25 protein-coding genes and 2 pseudogenes are annotated in these 20,004 nt (G+C 62.5%); 17 read left to right on the top strand and 10 right to left on the bottom strand.

Features of this window, described 5'->3' with window-relative positions; genetic code table 11:
* Positions 1–94: 94 nt before the first annotated feature.
* Positions 95–805 carry a TetR/AcrR family transcriptional regulator gene (locus JQ575_RS09320; RefSeq protein WP_212032921.1) on the top strand — a complete coding sequence of 237 codons (711 nt, stop codon included), beginning with the start codon at positions 95–97 and terminating at the stop codon, positions 803–805.
* A gap of 142 nt (positions 806–947) precedes the next feature.
* Here the strand turns inward: JQ575_RS09320 and JQ575_RS09315 are convergent, their stop codons facing one another.
* Positions 948–1,913, bottom strand: a complete 966-nt coding sequence (locus JQ575_RS09315; protein ID WP_212032920.1) for a glyoxylate/hydroxypyruvate reductase A — start codon at positions 1,911–1,913, stop codon at positions 948–950.
* Between the two features lie 316 nt (positions 1,914–2,229).
* On the opposite strand from JQ575_RS09315, the gene JQ575_RS09310 reads away from it, so the two are divergent.
* The 3 genes from JQ575_RS09310 to JQ575_RS09300 all read left to right on the top strand — a co-directional run bounded on the left by JQ575_RS09310 (position 2,230) and on the right by JQ575_RS09300 (position 4,184).
* Positions 2,230–2,598: a YciI family protein gene (locus JQ575_RS09310; RefSeq protein ID WP_192736849.1), complete on the top strand. Its 369-nt coding sequence runs from the start codon at positions 2,230–2,232 to the stop codon at positions 2,596–2,598.
* Positions 2,595–3,869, top strand: a complete 1,275-nt coding sequence (locus JQ575_RS09305) for an RNA polymerase sigma factor (protein ID WP_212032919.1) — start codon at positions 2,595–2,597, stop codon at positions 3,867–3,869. The genes JQ575_RS09310 and JQ575_RS09305 overlap by 4 nt, the downstream gene beginning before the upstream one ends.
* 99 nt (positions 3,870–3,968) lie before the next feature.
* The gene (locus JQ575_RS09300; RefSeq protein WP_212032918.1) at positions 3,969–4,184 is read left to right on the top strand and encodes a hypothetical protein; all 216 of its coding nucleotides are present in this window, start codon (positions 3,969–3,971) and stop codon (positions 4,182–4,184) included.
* Here the strand turns inward: JQ575_RS09300 and JQ575_RS09295 are convergent, their stop codons facing one another.
* From JQ575_RS09295 to JQ575_RS09285, 3 genes are all read right to left on the bottom strand, one after another.
* Positions 4,185–4,481, bottom strand: a complete 297-nt coding sequence (locus JQ575_RS09295) for a hypothetical protein (protein ID WP_212032917.1) — start codon at positions 4,479–4,481, stop codon at positions 4,185–4,187. It abuts the gene before it with no gap.
* 81 nt (positions 4,482–4,562) lie between these two features.
* The gene (locus JQ575_RS09290) at positions 4,563–4,988 is read right to left on the bottom strand and encodes a globin family protein (protein WP_212032916.1); all 426 of its coding nucleotides are present in this window, start codon (positions 4,986–4,988) and stop codon (positions 4,563–4,565) included.
* A 100-nt stretch (positions 4,989–5,088) separates the two neighbouring features.
* On the bottom strand, positions 5,089–5,292 hold the full coding sequence (locus JQ575_RS09285; protein WP_212032915.1) for a hypothetical protein: 204 nt from the start codon (positions 5,290–5,292) through the stop codon (positions 5,089–5,091).
* 346 nt (positions 5,293–5,638) lie between these two features.
* Between JQ575_RS09285 and JQ575_RS09280 the strand changes: the two genes are divergently transcribed.
* Genes JQ575_RS09280 through JQ575_RS09270 form a run of 3 tightly spaced genes read left to right on the top strand, consistent with a single transcriptional unit; the run spans position 5,639 to position 7,097 of the window.
* Complete coding sequence (locus JQ575_RS09280; protein WP_409364777.1) at positions 5,639–6,064, top strand: DoxX family protein; 426 nt, start codon at positions 5,639–5,641, stop codon at positions 6,062–6,064.
* Between the two features lie 24 nt (positions 6,065–6,088).
* The gene (locus JQ575_RS09275) at positions 6,089–6,625 is read left to right on the top strand and encodes an SRPBCC family protein (RefSeq protein WP_212032913.1); all 537 of its coding nucleotides are present in this window, start codon (positions 6,089–6,091) and stop codon (positions 6,623–6,625) included.
* Between the two features lie 55 nt (positions 6,626–6,680).
* A complete protein-coding gene (locus JQ575_RS09270) occupies positions 6,681–7,097 on the top strand; it encodes a VOC family protein (RefSeq protein ID WP_212032912.1) in 417 nt (138 codons plus the stop codon).
* 107 nt (positions 7,098–7,204) lie between these two features.
* On the opposite strand, the gene JQ575_RS09265 is transcribed toward JQ575_RS09270, so the two are convergent.
* Positions 7,205–7,636, bottom strand: coding sequence for a hypothetical protein (locus JQ575_RS09265; protein WP_249166556.1), 432 nt, complete (start codon positions 7,634–7,636; stop codon positions 7,205–7,207).
* A gap of 69 nt (positions 7,637–7,705) precedes the next feature.
* On the bottom strand, positions 7,706–8,494 hold the full coding sequence (locus tag JQ575_RS09260; protein WP_212032910.1) for an SDR family NAD(P)-dependent oxidoreductase: 789 nt from the start codon (positions 8,492–8,494) through the stop codon (positions 7,706–7,708).
* 153 nt (positions 8,495–8,647) lie between these two features.
* On the opposite strand from JQ575_RS09260, the gene JQ575_RS09255 reads away from it, so the two are divergent.
* A complete protein-coding gene (locus JQ575_RS09255; protein ID WP_212032909.1) occupies positions 8,648–9,031 on the top strand; it encodes a cupin domain-containing protein in 384 nt (127 codons plus the stop codon).
* A 125-nt stretch (positions 9,032–9,156) separates the two neighbouring features.
* On the opposite strand, the gene JQ575_RS09250 is transcribed toward JQ575_RS09255, so the two are convergent.
* Together JQ575_RS09250 and JQ575_RS09245 are read right to left on the bottom strand one after the other, a co-directional pair.
* A complete protein-coding gene (locus tag JQ575_RS09250; RefSeq protein WP_212032908.1) occupies positions 9,157–10,824 on the bottom strand; it encodes a PAS domain-containing methyl-accepting chemotaxis protein in 1,668 nt (555 codons plus the stop codon).
* Positions 10,825–11,099: 275 nt separating this feature from the next.
* Positions 11,100–11,591 (bottom strand): helix-turn-helix domain-containing protein, encoded by a 492-nt coding sequence (locus JQ575_RS09245; RefSeq protein ID WP_212032907.1) that lies wholly within the window; start codon positions 11,589–11,591, stop codon positions 11,100–11,102.
* 93 nt (positions 11,592–11,684) lie between these two features.
* Between JQ575_RS09245 and JQ575_RS09240 the strand changes: the two genes are divergently transcribed.
* The 7 genes from JQ575_RS09240 (at position 11,685) to JQ575_RS09210 (ending at position 15,924) form a co-directional block, all read left to right on the top strand.
* The gene (locus JQ575_RS09240) at positions 11,685–12,236 is read left to right on the top strand and encodes a dihydrofolate reductase family protein (RefSeq protein ID WP_212032906.1); all 552 of its coding nucleotides are present in this window, start codon (positions 11,685–11,687) and stop codon (positions 12,234–12,236) included.
* A 71-nt stretch (positions 12,237–12,307) separates the two neighbouring features.
* Positions 12,308–12,961 (top strand): glutathione S-transferase family protein, encoded by a 654-nt coding sequence (locus JQ575_RS09235; protein WP_212032905.1) that lies wholly within the window; start codon positions 12,308–12,310, stop codon positions 12,959–12,961.
* Positions 12,962–13,333, top strand: coding sequence for a nuclear transport factor 2 family protein (locus tag JQ575_RS09230; protein WP_212032904.1), 372 nt, complete (start codon positions 12,962–12,964; stop codon positions 13,331–13,333). It begins immediately after the preceding gene.
* A gap of 140 nt (positions 13,334–13,473) precedes the next feature.
* Positions 13,474–13,890 carry a YciI family protein gene (locus JQ575_RS09225; protein WP_212032903.1) on the top strand — a complete coding sequence of 139 codons (417 nt, stop codon included), beginning with the start codon at positions 13,474–13,476 and terminating at the stop codon, positions 13,888–13,890.
* 121 nt (positions 13,891–14,011) lie between these two features.
* On the top strand, positions 14,012–14,437 hold the full coding sequence (locus JQ575_RS09220; RefSeq protein ID WP_212032902.1) for a YciI family protein: 426 nt from the start codon (positions 14,012–14,014) through the stop codon (positions 14,435–14,437).
* A 166-nt stretch (positions 14,438–14,603) separates the two neighbouring features.
* A complete protein-coding gene (locus tag JQ575_RS09215) occupies positions 14,604–15,332 on the top strand; it encodes a TetR/AcrR family transcriptional regulator (protein ID WP_212032901.1) in 729 nt (242 codons plus the stop codon).
* Positions 15,333–15,438: 106 nt separating this feature from the next.
* Entirely contained in the window at positions 15,439–15,924 is a 486-nt protein-coding gene (locus tag JQ575_RS09210; RefSeq protein WP_211999528.1) for a DUF2852 domain-containing protein, read from the top strand.
* Positions 15,925–16,048: 124 nt separating this feature from the next.
* Here the strand turns inward: JQ575_RS09210 and JQ575_RS09205 are convergent, their stop codons facing one another.
* Positions 16,049–17,212, bottom strand: coding sequence for a mandelate racemase/muconate lactonizing enzyme family protein (locus JQ575_RS09205; protein ID WP_212032900.1), 1,164 nt, complete (start codon positions 17,210–17,212; stop codon positions 16,049–16,051).
* A 148-nt stretch (positions 17,213–17,360) separates the two neighbouring features.
* Here JQ575_RS09205 and JQ575_RS09200 point away from each other — a divergent pair, with 148 nt between their 5' ends.
* Together JQ575_RS09200 and JQ575_RS09195 are read left to right on the top strand one after the other, a co-directional pair.
* On the top strand, positions 17,361–18,254 hold the full coding sequence (locus JQ575_RS09200; protein WP_212032899.1) for a LysR family transcriptional regulator: 894 nt from the start codon (positions 17,361–17,363) through the stop codon (positions 18,252–18,254).
* A gap of 89 nt (positions 18,255–18,343) precedes the next feature.
* A pseudogene (locus JQ575_RS09195) lies at positions 18,344–19,024 on the top strand (serine acetyltransferase); the annotation flags it as partial.
* On the opposite strand, the pseudogene JQ575_RS46400 reads toward JQ575_RS09195, so the two are convergent.
* Positions 18,941–19,171: pseudogene (locus JQ575_RS46400) on the bottom strand (hypothetical protein); the annotation flags it as partial. The pseudogenes JQ575_RS09195 and JQ575_RS46400 sit on opposite strands and share 84 nt — an antisense overlap.
* Between the last annotated feature and the right edge of the window lie 833 nt (positions 19,172–20,004).

The raw sequence follows: 20,004 nt of genomic DNA, 5'->3' as shown, positions 1-20,004 counted from the left end.
TTTGGGGTTTCACGCTCGGGTTCAGACGGTCGCGACGGCTGAGCTTGATTTATGTACCGCTTCGTATAAATAAGCGTCAAGGATTATTTGCAAGATGGTACAAAAAAGAAGTCCGCCGCCACCGCGCGCCCGGCCCGAGGCTGCATTGCTGAAGTCCGCAAAGCCTCAGCCTGCGAAGCCGTCGCCCGCGGCCGGCGCCGTCCCACCAAAACGCCGCGGCCGGCCGCGCGCCTATGAGCCTGACGTGGCGCTGTCCCGCGCGCTCGATGTGTTCTGGAAGGACGGCTTTGCCGCGACCTCGCTCGACGATCTCAGCGCCGCCACCGGCATGAACCGGCCGAGCCTCTATGGCGCGTTCGGCGACAAGCGCGAACTCTACAAGAAGACCTATGAGAGCTACCGCAACCGCGCCCGCGCGCGGATGGGCGAGGCCTTTGCGGCCGATCTGCCGCTGCGGCCGATGCTGCTTCGAATCTATGGCATCGCGCTCGACATGTATCTGTCGGGCGAGGGCGGCCCGCGCGGCTGCTTCACTGTGATGACCGCGACCTCGGAAGCGGTGTTCGACCCTGACATCCGCGCTCTCGTGGTCAGCGGCCTCGTCGAGATGGACCGCTTCTTTGCGCGGCTGTTCAAGATCGCACAGGAGCGCGGCGAACTGCCAGCCACAGCCGATCCGCAAGTGCTGGCGAATCTCGCGTCGGCGACCATCCACACCATCGCAATCCGCGCCCGCGCCCAGATCCCGCGCGCGGAACTGGAAGCGCTTGTCAACGGCGCGGTCGCTGTGATGGCGCAGGGGTAAGTCGTCGTCCCTGCGAACGCAGGGACCCATACGCCGCGGCGGATGTTGTTGGAAATGGAAGATAGCGACCAGCCTGCTAACCAATAACCGCCGGTGGCTATGGGTCCCGGCTCAAGGCCGGGAATCGCCATTCAAACTGGACTCAATACCCCTGCTTGCGATCCACCACGTTCTCCAACGCTCCGCCGGCCTCAAAACGCTCGATCTGCTGCGCGACGTATTTCGAAATTTCCTCAGGATCGGTGTCGGCGGCGTTGTGCGGGGTCAGCACTACCTTCGGATGGGTCCAGAACGGGCTGTCGGCGGGCAATGGCTCGGTCACGTAGACGTCGAGCGAGGCGCCGCCGAGCGTGCCGTCTTCCAGGCAGCTCAAAATATCAGCTTCATTCTGCAACGCGCCGCGGCCCGCATTGATCAAAACCGGCGCACCCATCGGGCTATTGCGGTTGAGTTTTTCGAACATGGCGCGATTGAGGATACCGCGCGTATCGGCCGTCAGCGGCAGCAGGCTGACCAAAATATCGGTCTGCCGCAGGAACGTGTCCAGTTGCTGTTCGCCGTGAAAGCAGGGGACGCCGGCGATCTCCTTGGGGCTGCGGCTCCAGCCCACGACCTTGAAGCCGACATGCTTGAGCACCCCGGCGGCATGGGCGCCCAGCGCGCCCAGCCCCATGATGCCGACCGTGATCGCGCCCGCCGCCCATTGCGGCTGCGGCGACCAGCGCTTCACCCGCTGGCTCTCGCGCAGATAAAGCTCCTGCCGGTGATGCATCAGCGCATGCAGCACGACATATTCCGTCATCCGCTCGGTCAGGTCGGGGACCGCGACCCGCACCAGCGGCACGTCGGGCAGCGTGGAATCCACCATCAGTGCGTCGACGCCGGCGCCGAGATTGAAGATGATACGCAAATTCCTGAAAGCGGCGAGCTCCCCGGGCTTCGGCTTCCACACCGCGGCATAATGGACCTCGGCCGGGTCGAACGATGGATCCGGCATCTCCACCACGAGGCGGTCCGGGCAGACGTCGCCAAACCGCTTCATCCACCGCGACGCTGCCCAGTTATCAGTCCCGCCACGCACCAGCAGCGCAAGCGCCCCTTTTTTCATTGATTTTCCCTTCGTATCGCCACGCAGCGCGATCGGTACCTTCTGAGGATTGAACCATTCCTCTAACCTCCTTTCACCAAGCAAGGGAGATACCAAATGACCAAATCATCGTAATTCCGGCTGTGGTCATGGCTGTCATGCACCTGCCGGCATTTCGATTGTCGGTCTCTGACCGGGCGTGGAACACTCGAAAATTTCTTTCGCTCCCCTGTCGGCAGCGGGCATAATCGTTCGTCCTAGGCATGATCCGGAAAAGTGGGCTCCGGTTTTCCGATAAGATCATGCCTCATCAAGAGACAACGGAGATGCGGGTCGCATGCTGTACGCCATCCTTTGCTACCACGACGAAGATTTTACGGGGTCCTGGACCAAGGAACAGGACGCCGCGGTCATGACCAAACTGCGGGTCGTGCAGGACAAGCTCACCAAGCAGGGCCGGCTCGGCCCGGTCGCCCGCCTGCTGCCGACCACGTCGGCGACCACTCTGCGCAAGGACGATCCGCCGGTCGTGATCGACGGCCCCTATGCCGAGACCAAGGAGCAATTGCTCGGCTTCTATGTCGTCGATTGCGAGAATCTCGACGCGGCGCTCGACGTCGCGCGCGATCTCGGCAAGGCCAATCCCGGTGGCGCCTATGAAATCCGTCCAGTTGGCCATTTCACACCCGGGAGCGCCCCGAAATGACCGACACCGCCTGGATCGATAGCGCGCTGACCTCGGCGCGCCCCCAGGCAGTCGGCGCGCTGCTGCGCTATTTCCGCAATCTCGAAACCGCCGAGGAAGCCTTCCAGAATGCCTGCCTGCGGGCGCTGAAGAGCTGGCCGCAGAACGGCCCGCCGCGTGATCCCGCGGCGTGGCTGATCATGGTCGGGCGCAACGTCGCGATCGACGACATCAGGCGAGGCCGCAAGCAGGAGCCGCTGCCCGAGGACGACCACGCGATCTCGGATACCGACGACGCCGAGGAGCAACTCGCCGAGCGGCTCGACGGCTCGCATTACCGCGACGACATTCTGCGGCTGCTGTTCATCTGCTGCCATCCAGATCTGCCGGCGACGCAGCAGATCGCGCTGGCGCTGCGCATCGTCTCGGGCCTGACGGTGAAGCAGATCGCGCGCGCCTTCCTGGTTTCGGAAGCCGCGATGGAGCAGCGCATCACGCGTGCAAAAGCCCGCGTCGCCGACGCCGATGTGCCGTTCGAGACCCCGGGGGCGGTGGAGCGCACCGAACGGCTGGCTGCGGTCGCCGCGATGATCTACCTGATCTTCAACGAGGGCTATTCGGCGAGCGACGATACCGCCGAGATCCGCAGCCCGCTGTGCGAGGAAGCGATCCGGCTGGCGCGGCTGTTGCTGCGGCTGTTCCAGAGCGAGCCCGAGATCATGGGGCTGACCGCGCTGCTGTTGCTGCAGCACGCGCGCGCCGCGGCGCGGTTCGATGCCGACGGCGCGGTGATCCTGCTCGACGACCAGGATCGCACGCTGTGGAATGGCAAGATGATCGCCGAGGGGCTGGCGCTGATCGACAAGGCGATGCGCCATCGCCGCAGCGGACCCTATCAAACTCAGGCGGCAATATCCGCCCTGCATGCCCGCGCCGAAAAGCCCGAGGATACCGACTGGACCCAGATCGATCTGCTGTACGGCGCGCTCGAGATCATGCAGCCGTCGCCGGTGGTGACGCTCAACCGCTCTGTCGCCGTTTCGAAGGTGAAAGGTCCCGAAGCCGCGCTGGACATGATCGAGCCGCTGGCGGCGCGGCTGTCGAATTACTTTCATTATTTCGGCGTGCGCGGCGCCTTCCTGATGCAGCTCGGGCGCAACGAGGAGGCCCGAGTCGCCTTCGACCGCGCCATCGCGCTGGCCAACACCTCGGCCGAAGCCGCCCACATCCGCATGCACCTCGACCGTCTGATGCGCGACAGCAAGCCGCGCGGCGCCAAGGCCGGGACGTAGGCCTCTGCTTCAGCCGGCAACAGGCCATTCGGCCTCGCGGATTTGAACCGCGCCCGAACGCCCGCGACTAACCGGCAACGGTGGAGCACGGGCCTGGTGATGATCGACACATTGCGAAAAGTCGCTTTCGGCGAGCCTGCCAGCGCGAGATTTTTCTGCCTGCGCTGGATCGCGCGGCCGCTTGTTTTCGCCTTGCCCGTTCCTGTCGTGGCGGCGTGGTGCGACATCCAGCCAAGCTGGAACATCTTCGTGTTCACGTTGTTCTGCGTGGCCTGGTCCGATTGCGTGGATGGAGTTGGAAAACAGGATCGATAGCTAGCGTCTGGAGGACGGTTTCCGCTTGGGCTGAAGCGCCGCCGGGAACGGCGCGCTCACCACGGAATCAATCTTGTCGCAGATCGTCTTTCCGAGGCCGCAATAATACCGTGACGCGGCGAGCGCATTCCTGATCCGGTTGTCGCGCCGCGCCATCTTGATGATCTTGTCGACCAGTTGCGGCGGCGCGACATGAAGCAGGGACGCCAGATCGCCCCGGCCGATCTCCGCTTGCTCCTCGAGGCTTGCGCCGCGCAGGGCGATCAGGATGGAATCAAGCTCCAATTGCGGATCCATGTCCTTCCACTCTCGTTCGAGATGAACGGACCTATGTCGCCTCAACCTCGCGTGAGGTTCGACAAGCACCGGCGGCGCCGGTCATGCGGCGTTCGGAACCGTCTTTGCCGCATTGCGCATCACGCCGGCAACCGCCGTGTATGCCGCGATCCAGGCGTCCTGCACAGGCGGTGTCCATGCGGTTTGCAGGCCTTGTTCGAGCGTCCACAGCAATGCGGTGCCGACCGAGTCGTAATGCTTGTCGAGGACGCCGTACGCGACGTGTTTCCTGCCGAGCGTTTCCAGCACCGGGATCAGCGGCGCGAGGTTATCGAGACCGGCGATCACGGTCGCCAACGCCTGCATCAGCTTCTTGCGCTGCTCCGGCATGTCGGTGCTCTTGAACATGGGGCGCGTCGAGGGGTCGATTTCGAACAGCCGGCCGTAAAACAATGTCGCGGCGGTATCGGCGATCGGGACCACGAGGCTCCAGGTTGTTTTGACAAGCGCTTTCTGGTCGGGGGTCATGGTCGTGCTCCAGAATGAATGATCTGCAATGATTGGTCTTCGATGAATTTTGTTGGTCGTGCTTTCGCTATCAAAAGCTGCGCGGAAGCTGCGATCGCAATTAACCCTGCTGAGAATATGCAGCCGGGAGATGGCGTTCCCTCGCCGGCGCTTGCGCAGTCAGGACGCGACGCAGGCCGTTTGCAACAGCAGAATAAATCGCTGCGGCGAGATTTCCGACACCGCCGCCGATGACGATCATGGCATAGGACATCGAGTCCTCAGGCCGGTTGATTTTGACAAGCGTCTTTTGTTCGCAGGACATTGGTCGTGCTCCAGAATGGATGGGTTTTGCCGGGGGTGGCTGTCTCGATTGACAGCCGTTAGTCGCGCCTTCGCGATGAAAGGTTCGTGCCAGGCGCGCGGTTATTTCAATCGCATGTCGCTGATCGCACGCATGAAATCGGCCATGGTGATGTGTGCCATCTCGATCAGAGATGCCCTCGCCAGAGACTGCGCTGGCGGCGTGCTCCGTCGATTCATGCGGCCCACCTGCCATTGCTTATGCGGCGTGAGTTGCGGCCCCTGAAAAAAGTTCGCTGCCCTGTCTGTTTACGTCAGGCTCGTTCGTCCTGGAATTATGCAAATGACAGGAGAAAGCCATGTCCACCATGACTGCGATCGACGAACCCGCGCCGGTCGCCAAAACCGCCCGCTGGACCGGCCGTATTCTCTCCGGCCTGGTCATCGTGTTCCTGCTGTTCGACGGCGCCATCAAGCTGGTGCCGTGGCCGATCGTCACGGAAACGATGGACAAGATGGGTTATGGTTCCAGCGAAACGCTGGCGCGCAGCCTCGGCATCATCACCATCGTCTGCACCGTGCTGTATTCGGTGCCGCCGACCTCGATCCTCGGCGCCATCCTGCTGACCGGGTATCTCGGCGGCGCGATGGCATCCCATGTCCGGATCGACAGCCCGCTGTTCACCCACACGCTGTTCGGGCTTTATCTCGGCCTGATGGTATGGGGCGGGCTGTGGCTGCGCGATCCGGCCTTGCGCAATTTCATTCCTTTCCGCCGCCGACTTGCATCATAATCACCAGCCCGTACGGAGCCTGACATGCTCGACATCATTGCCATCATCGCCGTCGTCCTGGCGATTGCCATCGCCGCGGTGCTGATTCTGGCCGCGACCAAGCCGGATACGTTCCAGGTCCAGCGCGCCATCAGCATCAAGGCGCCGGCGGACAGGATCTTTCCGCTGATCAACGATTTTCACCAATGGCGCAGCTGGTCGCCCTACGAGGACAGGGATCCTGCGCTGAAGCGCACCTATGGCGGCGCCGACAGCGGCAAGGGCGCGGTCTATGCCTGGGACGGCAACAAGAATGTCGGGTCCGGCCGCATGGAAATCCTCGAAACGTCAGTGCCCTCGAGGATCCTCATCAAGCTCGATTTCTTCAAGCCGTTCGAAGGTCACAACACTGCCGAATTCACAATGCTGCCGCAGGGCGATGCTACCCATCTGACCTGGACGATGACCGGGCCCGCCGTGTTCCTGTCCAAGGTGATGCAGGTGTTCATGAACCTGGACCGCATGATCGGCAGGGATTTCGAGACTGGTCTTGCCAATCTGAAAAAGCTCACCGAGAAGTAGCGCACGTTCACCGCAAATTCGTTCACGCCAAATCCGTTCACCCAAGGAGCCAACGATGCAGGTCAATCCCTATCTGTTCTTCAACGGAAACTGCGAAGCAGCACTGAAGTATTATGAAAAAGTGCTTGGCGCCAAGATTGACGCGATGATGCGCTATGAAGGCGGACCCGCCGACATGCCGACCCCGGCGGAATGGAAGAAGAAGATCATGCACGCCAGCTTCACGGTCGACGGCGAGGTGGTGATGGCCTCCGATGCATTTCCCGGCGACTTCCATCAGCCGCAGGGTTTTGCGGTCGCGCTGCAGGTCGAGAACCCCGCCGACGCCGAGCGCCGCTTCAACGCGCTGGCCGATGGCGGCACCGTGAAGATGCCGTTTGCCAAGACCTTTTTCTCCAATGGTTTCGGCATGTGCGTCGACAAGTTCGGCACGCCCTGGATGGTCAACTGCCCGGCAGATATGCAGTCATGACGGTGGGTGCATAGCTGCGTAGGGTGGGTAGAGCGTAGCGAAACCCACCACTTTCCCCGCTCAAAGGCGGTGGGTTACGGCTTCGCCTAACCCACCCTACAAATCCTTCACCTGCACGACGGGTAAATCGCGGCGAGTTCGCGCCCGCGCAGCAACAACATCCGCGACGTCAATCCGCCGCGGCGGCTGATCCATTTACGAACCGGCTCCGGATAGGCTTCCAGCACCGCCTGCGACGCTTCCGGTTCGGCATACATCCGGCCGCGGCGGTCGATCGACCGCGCGCCGTGGAAGCCGAGCACCGCGCGGCGCGTCACGCAGATGCGTTCGTTCGGCACCGTGCTCAGCACCAGCGTGCAGGCCGACAGGCACGGCCCGTCGATCACGACGCGCTCGCCGGACGCGCGCAGGCGCTCGAACAGGTCGAGAAACGGGCCGACCTGTCCGCCGGGGCTGGCGAGGATGCGCACCTCGGCACGAACAGGTGAAACCGCAGCGCACAGCGCCGCCGCAACAACAATTGCCTTGATGAGCGCCATTCGCATGTGCAGCTCCTTCGTCCGGGAGCTGTTGAATTAGTCAACGTTGGCACGTCCGGCAAGGCTCCGTCAGCCATTCCGCCGCTCGCCGCGCAGGGTCGGCAAGCCGATGCCGGCGGCATCAAAACCGCCGTCGACGGCCAGCACCTGCCCGGTGATGTAGCTGGAACGGTCGCTGCACAGGAAGAACACCGCTTCCGCCAGTTCTTCTTCGAGGCCGTAACGGTTGAGCGGAATGGCGTCGTGATAATCGGCGCGGATTTCCGGGGTATGAACCGCCTTCGCCATCGCGGTCTCGACCGGGCCGGGCGCCACGGCGTTGACGCGGATGCCGAGCGAAGCCAGTTCGACCGCGAGCTGCTTGGTGAGATGCGCAAGCCCCGCTTTGCTGGTGCCGTAGGCCGAGCGCAGCGTCGAGGCGCGCACCGCCGAGATCGAGGTGATGTTCACTACTGCGCCGCCGCCATGCTCGCGCATCAGGGGCGCGGCGGCCTTGGTGCAGATAAATGGCCCGGTGAGATTGACCGCGAGGATCCGGTTCCAGTCTTCGTCCGATGTCTCGAGCAGCGGCGCGAACACAGCGACGCCGGCATTGTTGACCAGCGCGTCGAGCCGCCCAAAGCGCCCGATCACATTTGTCATCGCCGAGGCCACCGCGCCGGCATCGCTGACGTCGCAATGCAGCGCCAGCGTATTGTCGGGATCGGCCAGCGCCGCGACCGCGCCACGCAGCAGTTCGCCCTCGATGTCGAGCAGCGCCACCCGCCAGCCATCGGCGAGAAAGCGTTTTGCGGTCGCAAGCCCGATACCGCGCGCGGCGCCGGTGACAAGTGCGACTTTTGATAGGGAAGTGGGCATGGAGCAGGTCCGCTGATGATTGATTCTTTGGCTCTATACCCCACGCCGTTCATTGTGTCTCGAACCTGCCGGTAGCCCCCGCTTGCATGCTGCGCCGCATCCGGCGCACGTTCTCGAACCACGCGAGGTCACGGCAACCGAAAGGGTCCGGCAATGAGGGTGGTCGACGTCAGGGATATGCCACCGGAGCAATGGCGGCTGGGCGTGGAAACCCGCATGCTGGTTTCGGCGCGCAACGGCGCCAAGCATTTGTGCATCTTCGAGCAATGGATCGCGCCCGGCGCCGGCGCCCCGACGCATTCGCACCCCGTCGAGGAGGTGCTCACCGTGCGCGAGGGCGAGGCCGAGATGTGGCTCGGCGGGGAACACAGCATCGTCACGTCGGGGCAATCCCTGATCGTGCCGGCTGGGCAACTGCACGGCTTCCGCAATTCCGGCACCGACATGCTGCATATCCACGCCGTCCTGGCGTCGCCGGTGTTCGAGGCCACGCCGGAGGGCGCGACGGAAGTGACGCGGCGGTGGGACCAGGTCTGAGCGAACGCCGATGCCCAAAAAAGCCGGCACCGCTGCGCTTCTGCGCCTGCGGTGCCGGTCAAGCTCGCCTTCGAGATGGCTCCCGAAGGCTGATTGAACCGATACGAGGGGCTGGCGGTCCCGTATCAGGCCAATTCGGCGGAGGCGCGCTGCATGTTGGACGACATGTCCGATGTGACGGCGCTCTGCTCTTCCACGGCGGCCGCCGTGGAGGCGATGAACTCGTTGACGCTGGCGATCGCCTCCTTGATGGCCGTGAGCGAGCCCACGACCTCGCTGGCGACGCCGTTCAGCTGTTCGATCTCCTTCGAGATCGTGTCGGTGGCGTGCTTGGCCTGATTGGCGAGGTTCTTGACCTCGGAGGCCACCACGGCAAAGCCGCGGCCCGCTTCGCCCGCCCGCGCCGATTCGATGGTGGCGTTCAGCGCCAGAAGGTTGATCTGTCCGGTGATGTTGCCGATCAGTTCGACGATACCGCTCATGGCTTGCGAAGCGGCGCTGAGCTTCACGGCTTGCGCGTCCGCGGCTTCGACCCGGGCGGTCGCGTTCGCGGCATTCGCCTTGGACTTGGTCATGGTCTCGGAGATTTCGCGGATCGAGGCGCTCATCTCTTCGCTGCCCGCTGCCACCGACTCGATCAGGCCGCGGGCGTTCTCGGCCTTCTTGCGCGCAATCGCCTGGGCGGTGATGTCGGTCGCGTATTTCACCACCTTGAACGGCTTGCCGTTGAGGTCGAGGATCGGATTGTAGGACGCCTGGATCCAGATTTCGCGGCCACCCTTGGCGATCCGCTTGTATTGCGCCGCCTGGTACTGGCCGCGGTTGAGATTTTCCCAGAATTCGCGATACGCCGGCGCGTTGCGCTCGTTCGGCTCGACGAACATGCCGTGATGCTTGCCCTGGATTTCCGGCAGCGAATAGCCGAGCGCGGCGCAGAAATTCGGATTGGCGGTGCGGATCGTGCCGTCCATGTTGAATTCGATCACGGCCTGCGACTTGACGATCGCGGCGATCTGCCCGTCATTGTCGGCGGCTTTCAGCTTCTGCGCGGTGACGTCGGTGGCGAACTTGACCACCTTGAACGGCTTGCCGGCCTCGTTGAGGATCGGATTGTAGCTGGCGAGGATCCAGATTTCCTTGCCGCCCTTGCCGAGGCGCTTGTATTCGGCGGCTTCGTACTGGCCGCGGTTCAGCCGCGCCCAGAATTCGCGATAGGCAGCGCTGTCGCGCTCTTCCGGGACCACGAACATGCTGTGGTGCTTGCCCTGGATCTCCTCGAGCGCGTAACCGACCGCGCCGAGGAAATTCTCGTTGGCGGTGACGATGGTGCCGTCCATGTTGAACTCGATCACGGCCTGGGCCCGGCTGAGGGCGGCAATCTTGCCGGCGTCCTCCATGCTGTGGATCTTTTGCGCCGTAATGTCGGTCGCGAATTTGATGACCCCGACCGGCTTTCCGCCGCTATCGAGGATCGGATTGTAGGACGCCTGGATCCAGATCTCGCGGCCGCCCTTGCCGAACCGCTTGTATTGGGCGGCCTGGAATTCGCCCCGGTTCAGCCGCGCCCAGAATTCGCGATAGGCCGCGCTCTCGCGCTCGGCCGGATCGACGAACATGCCGTGATGCTTGCCCTGGATTTCGGCCAGCGTGTAGCCCACGGCGCCGAGAAAATTCGGGTTCGCGGTGACGATGGTACCGTCGAGCTTGAACTCGATCACGGCCTGCGACTTGTTGATGGCAGCGGCTTGGGCAAGCGCGCTTTGGGTGTTTGCTTTCTTTTGCAGATTGAACACGTGAGGCTCCGCGCGCTGTTTGAAAAATGGATGGCTGATAATTCACTACGGGAAAAAGTTGCAGATACCCGTTTATCAACCGTAAACCATCTCGTTCGCCAATGTTTCGCCTGATGAAATTCCTGCGAACGCGCTCCCGGGTGTGAATTGTCTTTGCGCCTTCATCCATCGCGATAATTTGTCGCGTGTGCACGTTGATGGGCAGAGTGACGGCCTCCGACCATGCCTGCCGGCTACGTATTCATACGGAGCGAATTTCTTGAGCTTTTTGAACGTTATGTCCGGTTCACGACACTCTCATACGCCTGGAGCCGCTCACCGACCGTCGGCCCCTTCCTGCGCCGGACCTGACCCAGATGAGTCTCGCGCAACTCGTCCATGAACTCTGCCCACATTTTGGGCCCGCCCTCGCGGAGCAACCTGGCGCGGATGCCGAGTTCTTCGGAGACCGGGAGATATTGGTAACCCCAGGCTGCCATCTGCGCGAGGACCGGCAGCAGTTCGATGCCCTGTTCGGTCAGCGAATAGATTCCCTTCTGCTTGTGGCTGGGATCGTCCTCGCGGGTGATGATGCCGGCGTCGAGCAATGTCTTCAGCCGGTCGGCGAGGATGTTGGAGGAGATGCCTTCCTCGGACTTGGTCAATAGCTCGCGAAAATGCCGCCGGTTGCCGAACATCATGTCGCGGATGATGAGCAGGCTCCATTTGTCGCCGACTACTTCCAGCGTGAGGTTGATCGGGCAGCCGGAGCGTTGGTCGTCAGCCATGGATTCGTCTCCGAAAAAACTGCTTGCATTATTGCACCGGTTGTCTCAGGATACAACCAGTTGCAAATCGCAATCAGTTAAGGGAGCGCCGAGATGGCAAAGCTGATCATGTGGAACCTGATGACGCTGGATGGCTTCGTCGAAGGGCCGAACCGGGACATCTCCTGGCATGAAGACGTCTGGGGCGAAGAACTGGAGCGGTTGTCGATCGAGCAGCTCAACGCCGCCGGCGGATTGCTGTTCGGCCGCGTCACCTATGAGCTGATGGCGAACCATTGGCCGAATGCGACCGGCGAAGTCGCCGACTTCATGAATGCTGTGCCGAAATACGTGTTCTCGCGCACGCTGAAACAATCCGGCTGGAACAACACGCAGATGTTCGCGGACGACGTGGTCGATACCGTCACCAAATTGAAGCGCGATGCGCCGAGGGATATCTTTCTGTTCGGCAGCGCCGATCTGGCGTCGCACCTGATTCCGCACGGCGTGATCGACGAATTCCGCATCGCGCTGAACCCGATCATCCTTGGCGGCGGAACGCCGTTGTTCAAACAGGGCGCGCGGACCCGGCTCAAGCTGCTGGACAGCCGGCCGATGTCAAGCGGGATCGTGATCCTGCGCTACGCGCCCGCCGCTCCGAAATAATTCGGAGCAAATGTCGGCCTGCCAAACCCTGGTTCGTCTTGCTGACGTGCCCAAAACACTCCGGAGTCCAGATGTCACTGACCCTGCATTTCCACCCGCTGTCATCGTTCTGCTGGAAGGCGCTGATTGCCCTGTACGAGATCGGCGTCCCGTTCACGCCGAAGCTGGTCGATCTCGGCAATCCGGCCGAACGCGCCGCCTTGCTGCAACTGTGGCCTATTGGAAAATTTCCGGTGCTGCAGGACGATGCCAGGGGCGAGATCGTCCCGGAATCGAGCATCGTGATCGAATATCTCGATCGCCACTATCTCGGACGCACGCGATTGCTTCCGGCTGACGCTGACAAGGCCCTGCAGACCCGGCTGCGCGACCGCTTCTACGATCTCTATGTGCATCTGCCGATGCAGAAGATCATGCTCGACCGCCTTCGCCCTGAAGGGCCGAAGGATCCCCACGGCGTCGAGGAGGCGCGGGCGCAGCTGCGCACTTCCTACGCGATGATCGAACGACAGATGGCCGGCGGAGCCTGGGCGATGGGCGATGATTTCAGCCTCGCCGATTGCGCCGCGGCGCCGTCGCTGTTCTACGGCAGCATGGCGCAGCCGTTCGGCGATGGCGAGACAAACCTTGCCGCCTATCTCGAACGACTGAAGGCGCGGCCGTCGTTCGCACGGGTGCTGAAGGAGGCCAAGCCCTATTTCAATATGGTGCCGAAGGAGCGCTGAATGAGCGCCGCAAGCAAGACCGGGATTATCCGCAACCTGTTCGCCGCCTATTTGGCGAACGACCGCGCGGCGGTCGAGGCCGCCTTCACCGACGATTTCCGTTTCACCAGCCCCTATGACGACGAAATCGACAAGGCGACCTATTTCGCGCGGTGCTGGAAGAACAGCGACTGGATCGAACGGCAGGATCTCGAAACGATCATGGTCGAGGGCGAGGCGGCGTTCGTGACCTATCGATGCGTCGCCAGGGAAGGCAAGAGTTTCCGCAATACGGAGTTCTTCGCTTTTGCGGGCGACAGGATCAGGCGCATCGACGTCTATTTCGGCGCGACCTACGAAAACGGCGCCTTCGTTCGCCAGGGCGACAGCTAAGTTCCTCCGGCCCCATCTGGTCCGAGGAAAATGGTCTCCAAAATAATTTCGAGAACCATGTCGGTGTCGCAAAACCCGGTTCGTCATGTTGACGAGCGATGGTACCGGCCGAGCGGCCAGACAAACAACGGAGCGAAACGATGCGATTCATGGTGATTGTGAAGGCCAGCAAGGAAACCGAAGCCGGCGTGATGCCGAGCACGGAAATGCTGACCGCGATGGGCAAGTTCAACGAGGAACTGGTCAAGGCCGGCATGATGGAGGCGGGCGAGGGCCTGCATCCGTCTTCGAAGGGCGCGCGCGTCAAATACCAGGGCGGAGAGGGCAGTGCGGTCAAAGGTCCGTTCCCCTTCACTGGCGATCTCGTCTGCGGCTTCTGGCTGATCAACGCAAAATCGCTCGATGAGGCGATCGCGTGGATGAAGCGCGCGCCGTTCGACGGCGGCGCCGAGATCGAAATCCGCCAGGTGTTCGCGGCCGAGGATTTTGGCGAGGCGTTCACCCCCGAACTGCGCGAGCAGGAAGATCGCCTGCGCGCCCAGGCTGGGAAGAAATGACTTTGTCATTCCGGGGCGCGCGAAGCGCGAACCCGGAATCCCGAGATTGTTGCGCGAGATTCCGGGTTCAGCCCTGCGGGCTGCCCCGGAATGACCCCAAACCAAACAGGAAATTCCCACCATGCGATTCATGATGCTGATGATCCCCCTGGGCTATGAGACCGCGGCGCCGGATGTGCAGCTCGATCCCGAGCGCGTCAAGGCGATGATGAAATACAATGAGGCGCTGAGTGAAGCCGGAGTCCTGATCGCGCTCGACGGGTTGCACCCGCCGTCGATGGGCGCGCGGGTGTCGTTTGCGTCAGGCAAGCCCATCGTCACCGACGGTCCGTTCACTGAGGCCAAGGAAGTGCTTGGCGGCTACTGGATGATCGACGTCGCGTCGCGCGAGGAGGCGATCGCCTGGGCCAAGAAATGCCCGGCTTCCGAGAACGAGATCATCGAAATCCGCCAGGTGCAGGAGATGTCCGATTGGTCGGAGGAGGTGCAGCAAGCCGCCAAAGGGTTTGAGGAACTGCAGCAGGCAAATGCGAACAAGGCGCGGTGAGGCGCTGGAACCTCTCCCGCCTGCGCTCGCTCCTCTTCCGTTTTTGGTCCCAGACGAGCGTTTGAGGCGGTGGAGCAGTGTGCGCCTACGCATTTCCGCCCGTTAACACTTCCTGAACGCGCAAAATAAGTGACCTTTATAGCCAACTCATGTAAAAGCCTTTCACATGAGTTGGCGCAAGGAACCCCGCCGCCCCGAGCGCGGCTATCATCACGGCAATCTGAAAGAGGCATTGCTGCAGGCGGCGCTCGGGCTGATCGCCGAAAAGGGCGCGGCCGGTTTCACCTTTGCCGACGCCGCGCGCATGGCCGGCGTCAGCCCGGCGGCGCCTTATCGGCATTTTCGCGATCGCGACGAATTGCTGTCCTCGATCGCCCAGCGCGGCTTCGAGCAGTTCGAGGCGCTCTTGCTGCAAGCCTGGGACGACGGCCGCCCTGACACCGTCACGGCGTTCGAGCGGCTCGGCAAAGCCTATCTGGCCTTCGCGCGCGATGAGCCGGCGTTCTACTCGGCGATGTTCGAATCCGGCCTTCCGGTCGACCTCAGCCCCACATTGCAGGCGGCGAGCGAACGCGCCTTCGCCGTCATCAGGGCTGCAGCCGAGCGTCTCGCCGCGCTGGTGCCGCCGGGCATGCCGCGGCCGCCGGCGATGATGATGGCGCTGCACATCTGGTCGATGTCGCACGGCGTGGCGTCGCTGTTTGCGCGGGGCGATGCGGCGCGCCGCAAGCTGCCGATGTCGGCCGAGGATCTGCTGGAAGCCGAAGTGCTGATTTATCTGCGCGGGCTCGGCTTCCCGACCGATCGCAGGCCCGCCGCGAAGGACCCGGCGAGCGAGAAGCCGTCCGGCCCGCCGCCGGTTCCGCCGGCCGGTCCTTGGGGCTCTCCAAAATAATTTACCGGCCGCCGCTTGCCGCCCGCTTGACAAAAAACGTGGATGGTTTAGGTATGTAAATGTTATTTACATTCACAACGGCGTGATCGCCGTCATGGAGAGGGAAATGGCCTACACCGCAGATGTCAATCGATGGCGCGGCCCCGCTGAAGAAACCAGTCGGCCCCCGCATATGCTGGATAGCCCCTGGCATCCTGGCTGGATCGCCGTAACCATCCTCGGCTTCATCATCTGGTGGCCGATCGGGCTTGCCCTTCTCTTTTTCACACTCGGGAGCAGAAAAATGGGTTGCTGGAGTCACCAGGATCGCTGGCAGAACAAGATGGAGCGGATGCAGTACAAGATGGACCGGATGCGCGGCCGCATGGAGCGCCGTGGTTTCGGCTTCGGTGGTTTCGGCCCGCCCTCGAGCGGCAACCGCGCCTTCGACGAATACCGCACCGAAACGTTGCGGCGCCTTGAGGAAGAGCAGGTCGAATTCCGCGACTTCCTCGATCGCCTGCGTCACGCCAAGGACAAGGAAGAGTTCGACCAGTTCATGGCGCAGCACAAGCCGCGTCCGACCCCGCCGAACGATCAGCCGCAAAGCTGAACTTCAAGTCGTGAGCTAACGCCTCGGGCGATGTGCCCCCATAGCGCCTGAAGGCTAACGAGCCGCCCGTTTGTGATCAGCACAGACGGGCGGTTTGCTTTTTTGTGCGTGAAACTGCGTTCCGCTATTCAGCCAGTTCGCGCATCACCTTGATCAGGTCGGATTTTCCCTCAAAGCCGATGCCGGGAAGGTCGGGCATGACGATGTGGCCGTCCTGGACGCGAACGGAGTCGGGAAAGCCGCCATACGGTTGAAAGAGGTCCGGATAGCTCTCATTGCCGCCGAGGCCGAGACCTGCCGCGATGTTCAGCGACATCTGGTGCCCGCCATGGGGGATGCAGCGCGACGGCGACCAGCCATGCTGTGCCAGGACATCGAGCGTCCGCAGATATTCGACAAGCCCGTACGACAGCGCGCAATCGAACTGCAGCCAGTCGCGATCCGGCCGCATGCCGCCATAGCGGAGCAGATTGCGCGCGTCCTGGTGCGAGAAGAGATTTTCGCCGGTCGCCATCGGACCCGGATAGAATTCCGACATGGCGGCTTGTAGCGCGTAGTCGAGCGGGTCGCCGATCTCCTCGTACCAGAACAGCTTGTAGTCGCGCAGCATCTTCGCGTAAGCGATCCCGGTTTCGAGATCGAAGCGTCCGTTGGCGTCGACGGCAAGCCGCGCTTCCGAACCAATCTCCTTCAACACGGCTTCGATCCGTCCGCGGTCCTCGTCGATCGACGCGCCGCCGATCTTCATCTTCACCACGTTGTAGCCGCGGTTGAGATAGCCGCGCATCTCCGCTTGCAGCGCCGAATTGTCCTTGCCCGGATAATAATAGCCGCCCGCGGCGTAAACGAAGACACGGGGATTGGCCTCACGGCCCTTCTTTTCGGCGAGAAGGCGGAACAGCGGCTTGCCGGCGATCTTCGCGACGGCGTCCCAGACCGCCATGTCGAGCGTGCCCACCGCTACCGAGCGCTCGCCATGCCCGCCCGGCTTTTCATTGGACATCATCGCCGCCCAGATCCGATGCGGATCGAGGTTGGTGCCGGCGTCGTCGAGCAGGCTCGCAGGCTCGGCCTCGACGATGCGATTGCGGAAACGTTCCCGAATCAGGCCGCCCTGGCCATAGCGGCCATTGGAGTTGAAGCCGTATCCGACGACGCGGCGACCGTCGCGCATGACGTCAGTCACCACGGCGACGAGGCTCGCCGTCATTTTCGAGAAGTCGATATAGGCGTTGCGGATCGGAGAGGCGATCGGCTTGGTGATTTCGACGACGTCGACGATACGCATGATGTTTTCCTTCCATCGGCCATTGCTTGGAGGCGCTGGTCATGCCGATAGCGACAGCAGCAAGCCTGTTCGGAATGACCACTAAGGCTGGATTTGCTTCAACGCCAATGCTATTGCCTGAACTGGTTATGTTGATACGGCATTACCAATGGAGCTGATCTGGTTCGAGGACTATCTGGCGCTCGCCGAAACCCTGAACTTCTCGAGGGCGGCCGAGGCGCGCCACGTCACCCAGCCGGCCTTCAGCCGCAGGATTCGCGCGCTCGAAAGCTGGGTCGGCGCTGACTTGTTCACCCGCACGACGCATGGCGTCGCGCTGACCCCGGCGGGCGAACATTTCCACAATCAGGCGGAGATGCTGACCCGCGCGGTGCATCAATTGCGCCGCGATACGCTGGAAGTTTCCGGCCGCGGTGCAAGGCTCCTGTCGATCGCGGCGACGCACGCGCTCTCCTTCACGTTTTTTCCAAAGTGGGTTCGCGGCAATGAAAGGGTGCTGGCGCTTGGGAATCTCAACCTGATTTCCGACAGCATGCAGGCGTGCGAGCAGATGATGCTGCGCGGCGATGCGCAGTTTCTGCTTTGCCACCACCACCCGCAAATGAGCAGCCGGCTGGAGTCCCGCCAGTTCAGGAGCATCCTGGTCGGATCCGATACGCTCGTTCCGCTCAGCGCGCCCGGCCAAAATGGCGCTCCGCACTGGCGGCTTCGCGGCGGCAAGCCGGTCAAATACCTCGCCTATAGTGCGCAGTCGGGATTGGGACGCATCGTGGCCGCCCAATGGGGAACGAAAGATCGAGCCTTTGCGCTCGAAACGATCTTTACGTCCCATCTGGCCGCGACCCTGCTTTCGATGGCGCGCGCTGGAGACGGCGTGGCATGGCTGCCGCGGACCTTGGCCGAAGAGGACATTTCTGCCGGACGGCTGGTTGAAGCGGGCGCTGCGGATTTGCAGATCCCTATCGAAATTCGTCTTTTCCGCCCCGTCGCGCGGCAGAGCCAGGCGGCCGAGTCGGCATGGGCTGCCTTTGAACAGTCCTGACGTTTCGTGGACGGGTTGCTGTTGGTGGGCTGCTTGCGCTGGCGAAGTCCCCCGGACGACCTATATCTCGGGCCGGCGCACCCGAGGTGATGGCGATGATCCAGAGCGCAATTGCACCCGTCGACCAGCTTTGGCGATCCGTTCGCCGCGAGGCCGAAAGCGTCCTCGCCAACGATCCGCTGTTCGGCGCCTCGCTGTCATCGGCGATCCTCGATCATGCCGATTTCGGTCGCGCGCTCGCCCATCAGATCGGCGAACGGCTCGGCAAGCGCGCGGCTGACCGCGAATTGTTCGCCCGCATTGCCGGCGAGGCCTTTCACGCCGCGCCTGATTTGATCGACGCGGCAAGCCTCGATCTGCAAAGCATTGCCGTTCACGATCCTGCGACCAAAGGGCTGCTGCCGCCGCTGCTCAACTTCAAAGGCTACGTCGCGCTGCAGGCCTGGCGCGTGTCCAACTGGCTCTGGCGTCACCAGCGAACCGACCTCGCCTTGTTGCTGCAAAGCCTGTCGTCGGATTCCCTGCAAGTCAGCATTCACCCCTCCGCCTCGATCGGCACCTCGGTGTTTCTCGATCACGCGACCGGCATCATCGTCGGCGCCTTCGCTGTCATCGGCGACGAGGTGACGATCCTGCAAAATGTCACCATCGGCCGCAAACAGGCAATGCCGGGCCGCGCGCCCCGGATCGGCCGCGGCGTGCTGCTCAGCACCGGCGCCACGATTTTGGGTGACGTCAGCATCGGCGACTTCGCCAAGATCGGCGCCGGCGCGCTCATCGAGCAAGACGTGCCGGCCGGATGTACCGCCGTCGGCATGCCGGTGCGATTGACAAACTGCCCGCAGTCGAAGATTTCCGCCTGAGCAAAGTGTGGCGCAGGTACGCGCTGGGAACTGCGTCGCGCCTCGCGCAAGCACGATCTCGTGCAGAGACTGCGACAAATCAACCCGACGGGCAAATCAGTTCCGATTTACGGAAATCATGTCAAGCCCAAGAATCAAAAATATTTCTGTTTACCAGAAGTAAAATCGGGTGCATATCTTTGGCCATCCCGTCCTACTCAGAAGGGCGTCGGCCGTCGTCACGGACGTTGGGCGGGTTGCGGTGGACGCTGGTTTACGCTGAGACGATGGCGTGGACTAAGCGTACGGCAAAACCGTGTGGTCCTGGCGCCCGTTGCCGGCGTCAAGTTGCCGGAGAAGCGCGAGCTGAACCGGCAGCGACGGAGTCAACCAAGAACTCGTCTCCGGGGAGATCACGGCATAAGCCGTAAAGCCATTGCGCAGGGAAGGCCGGGTGTTCTCCGCTGCCCTGTATGCTCGTGTGCAGCCTTTTTAGTGCAAACCGCACACGGGACCGCGGGTGCAGCGCGCACCCGGTCTTCCCTGCGCCCTCTCATTTCGGGGGCAAGGTTTTCTGGCAAAGCTCGGGCGCAATGCGTCGCGAGATCGCGAAACTGTATCAACGGTCATTGCGAGCGAAGCGAAGCAATCCATTCTATCCCGGTGTTTAGGTATGGATTGCTTCGCTGCGCTCGCAATGACGTGGAGAGGGCGCGCCCACCCCAGTGAATCCAAACGTCCGGGGATGGCGGTTAGGCCGGGACGCCCTCGGGAACTCCGGTTCCAGCCCCCCGTAACCGCCCGGCCTGCCTTGATTTCCGGCCGTCAAAATCTCCTTTGGTAACCTCGCATTAACCAAGATTAGCGTCTGGTTAGGGACGTAAAGACGCGCGGATAGCCCTCGTTTT

Source organism: Bradyrhizobium sp. JYMT SZCCT0428, assembly GCF_018131075.1.
Taxonomy (GTDB): domain Bacteria; phylum Pseudomonadota; class Alphaproteobacteria; order Rhizobiales; family Xanthobacteraceae; genus Bradyrhizobium.
This window is presented reverse-complemented; position numbering and strand designations above follow the sequence as displayed.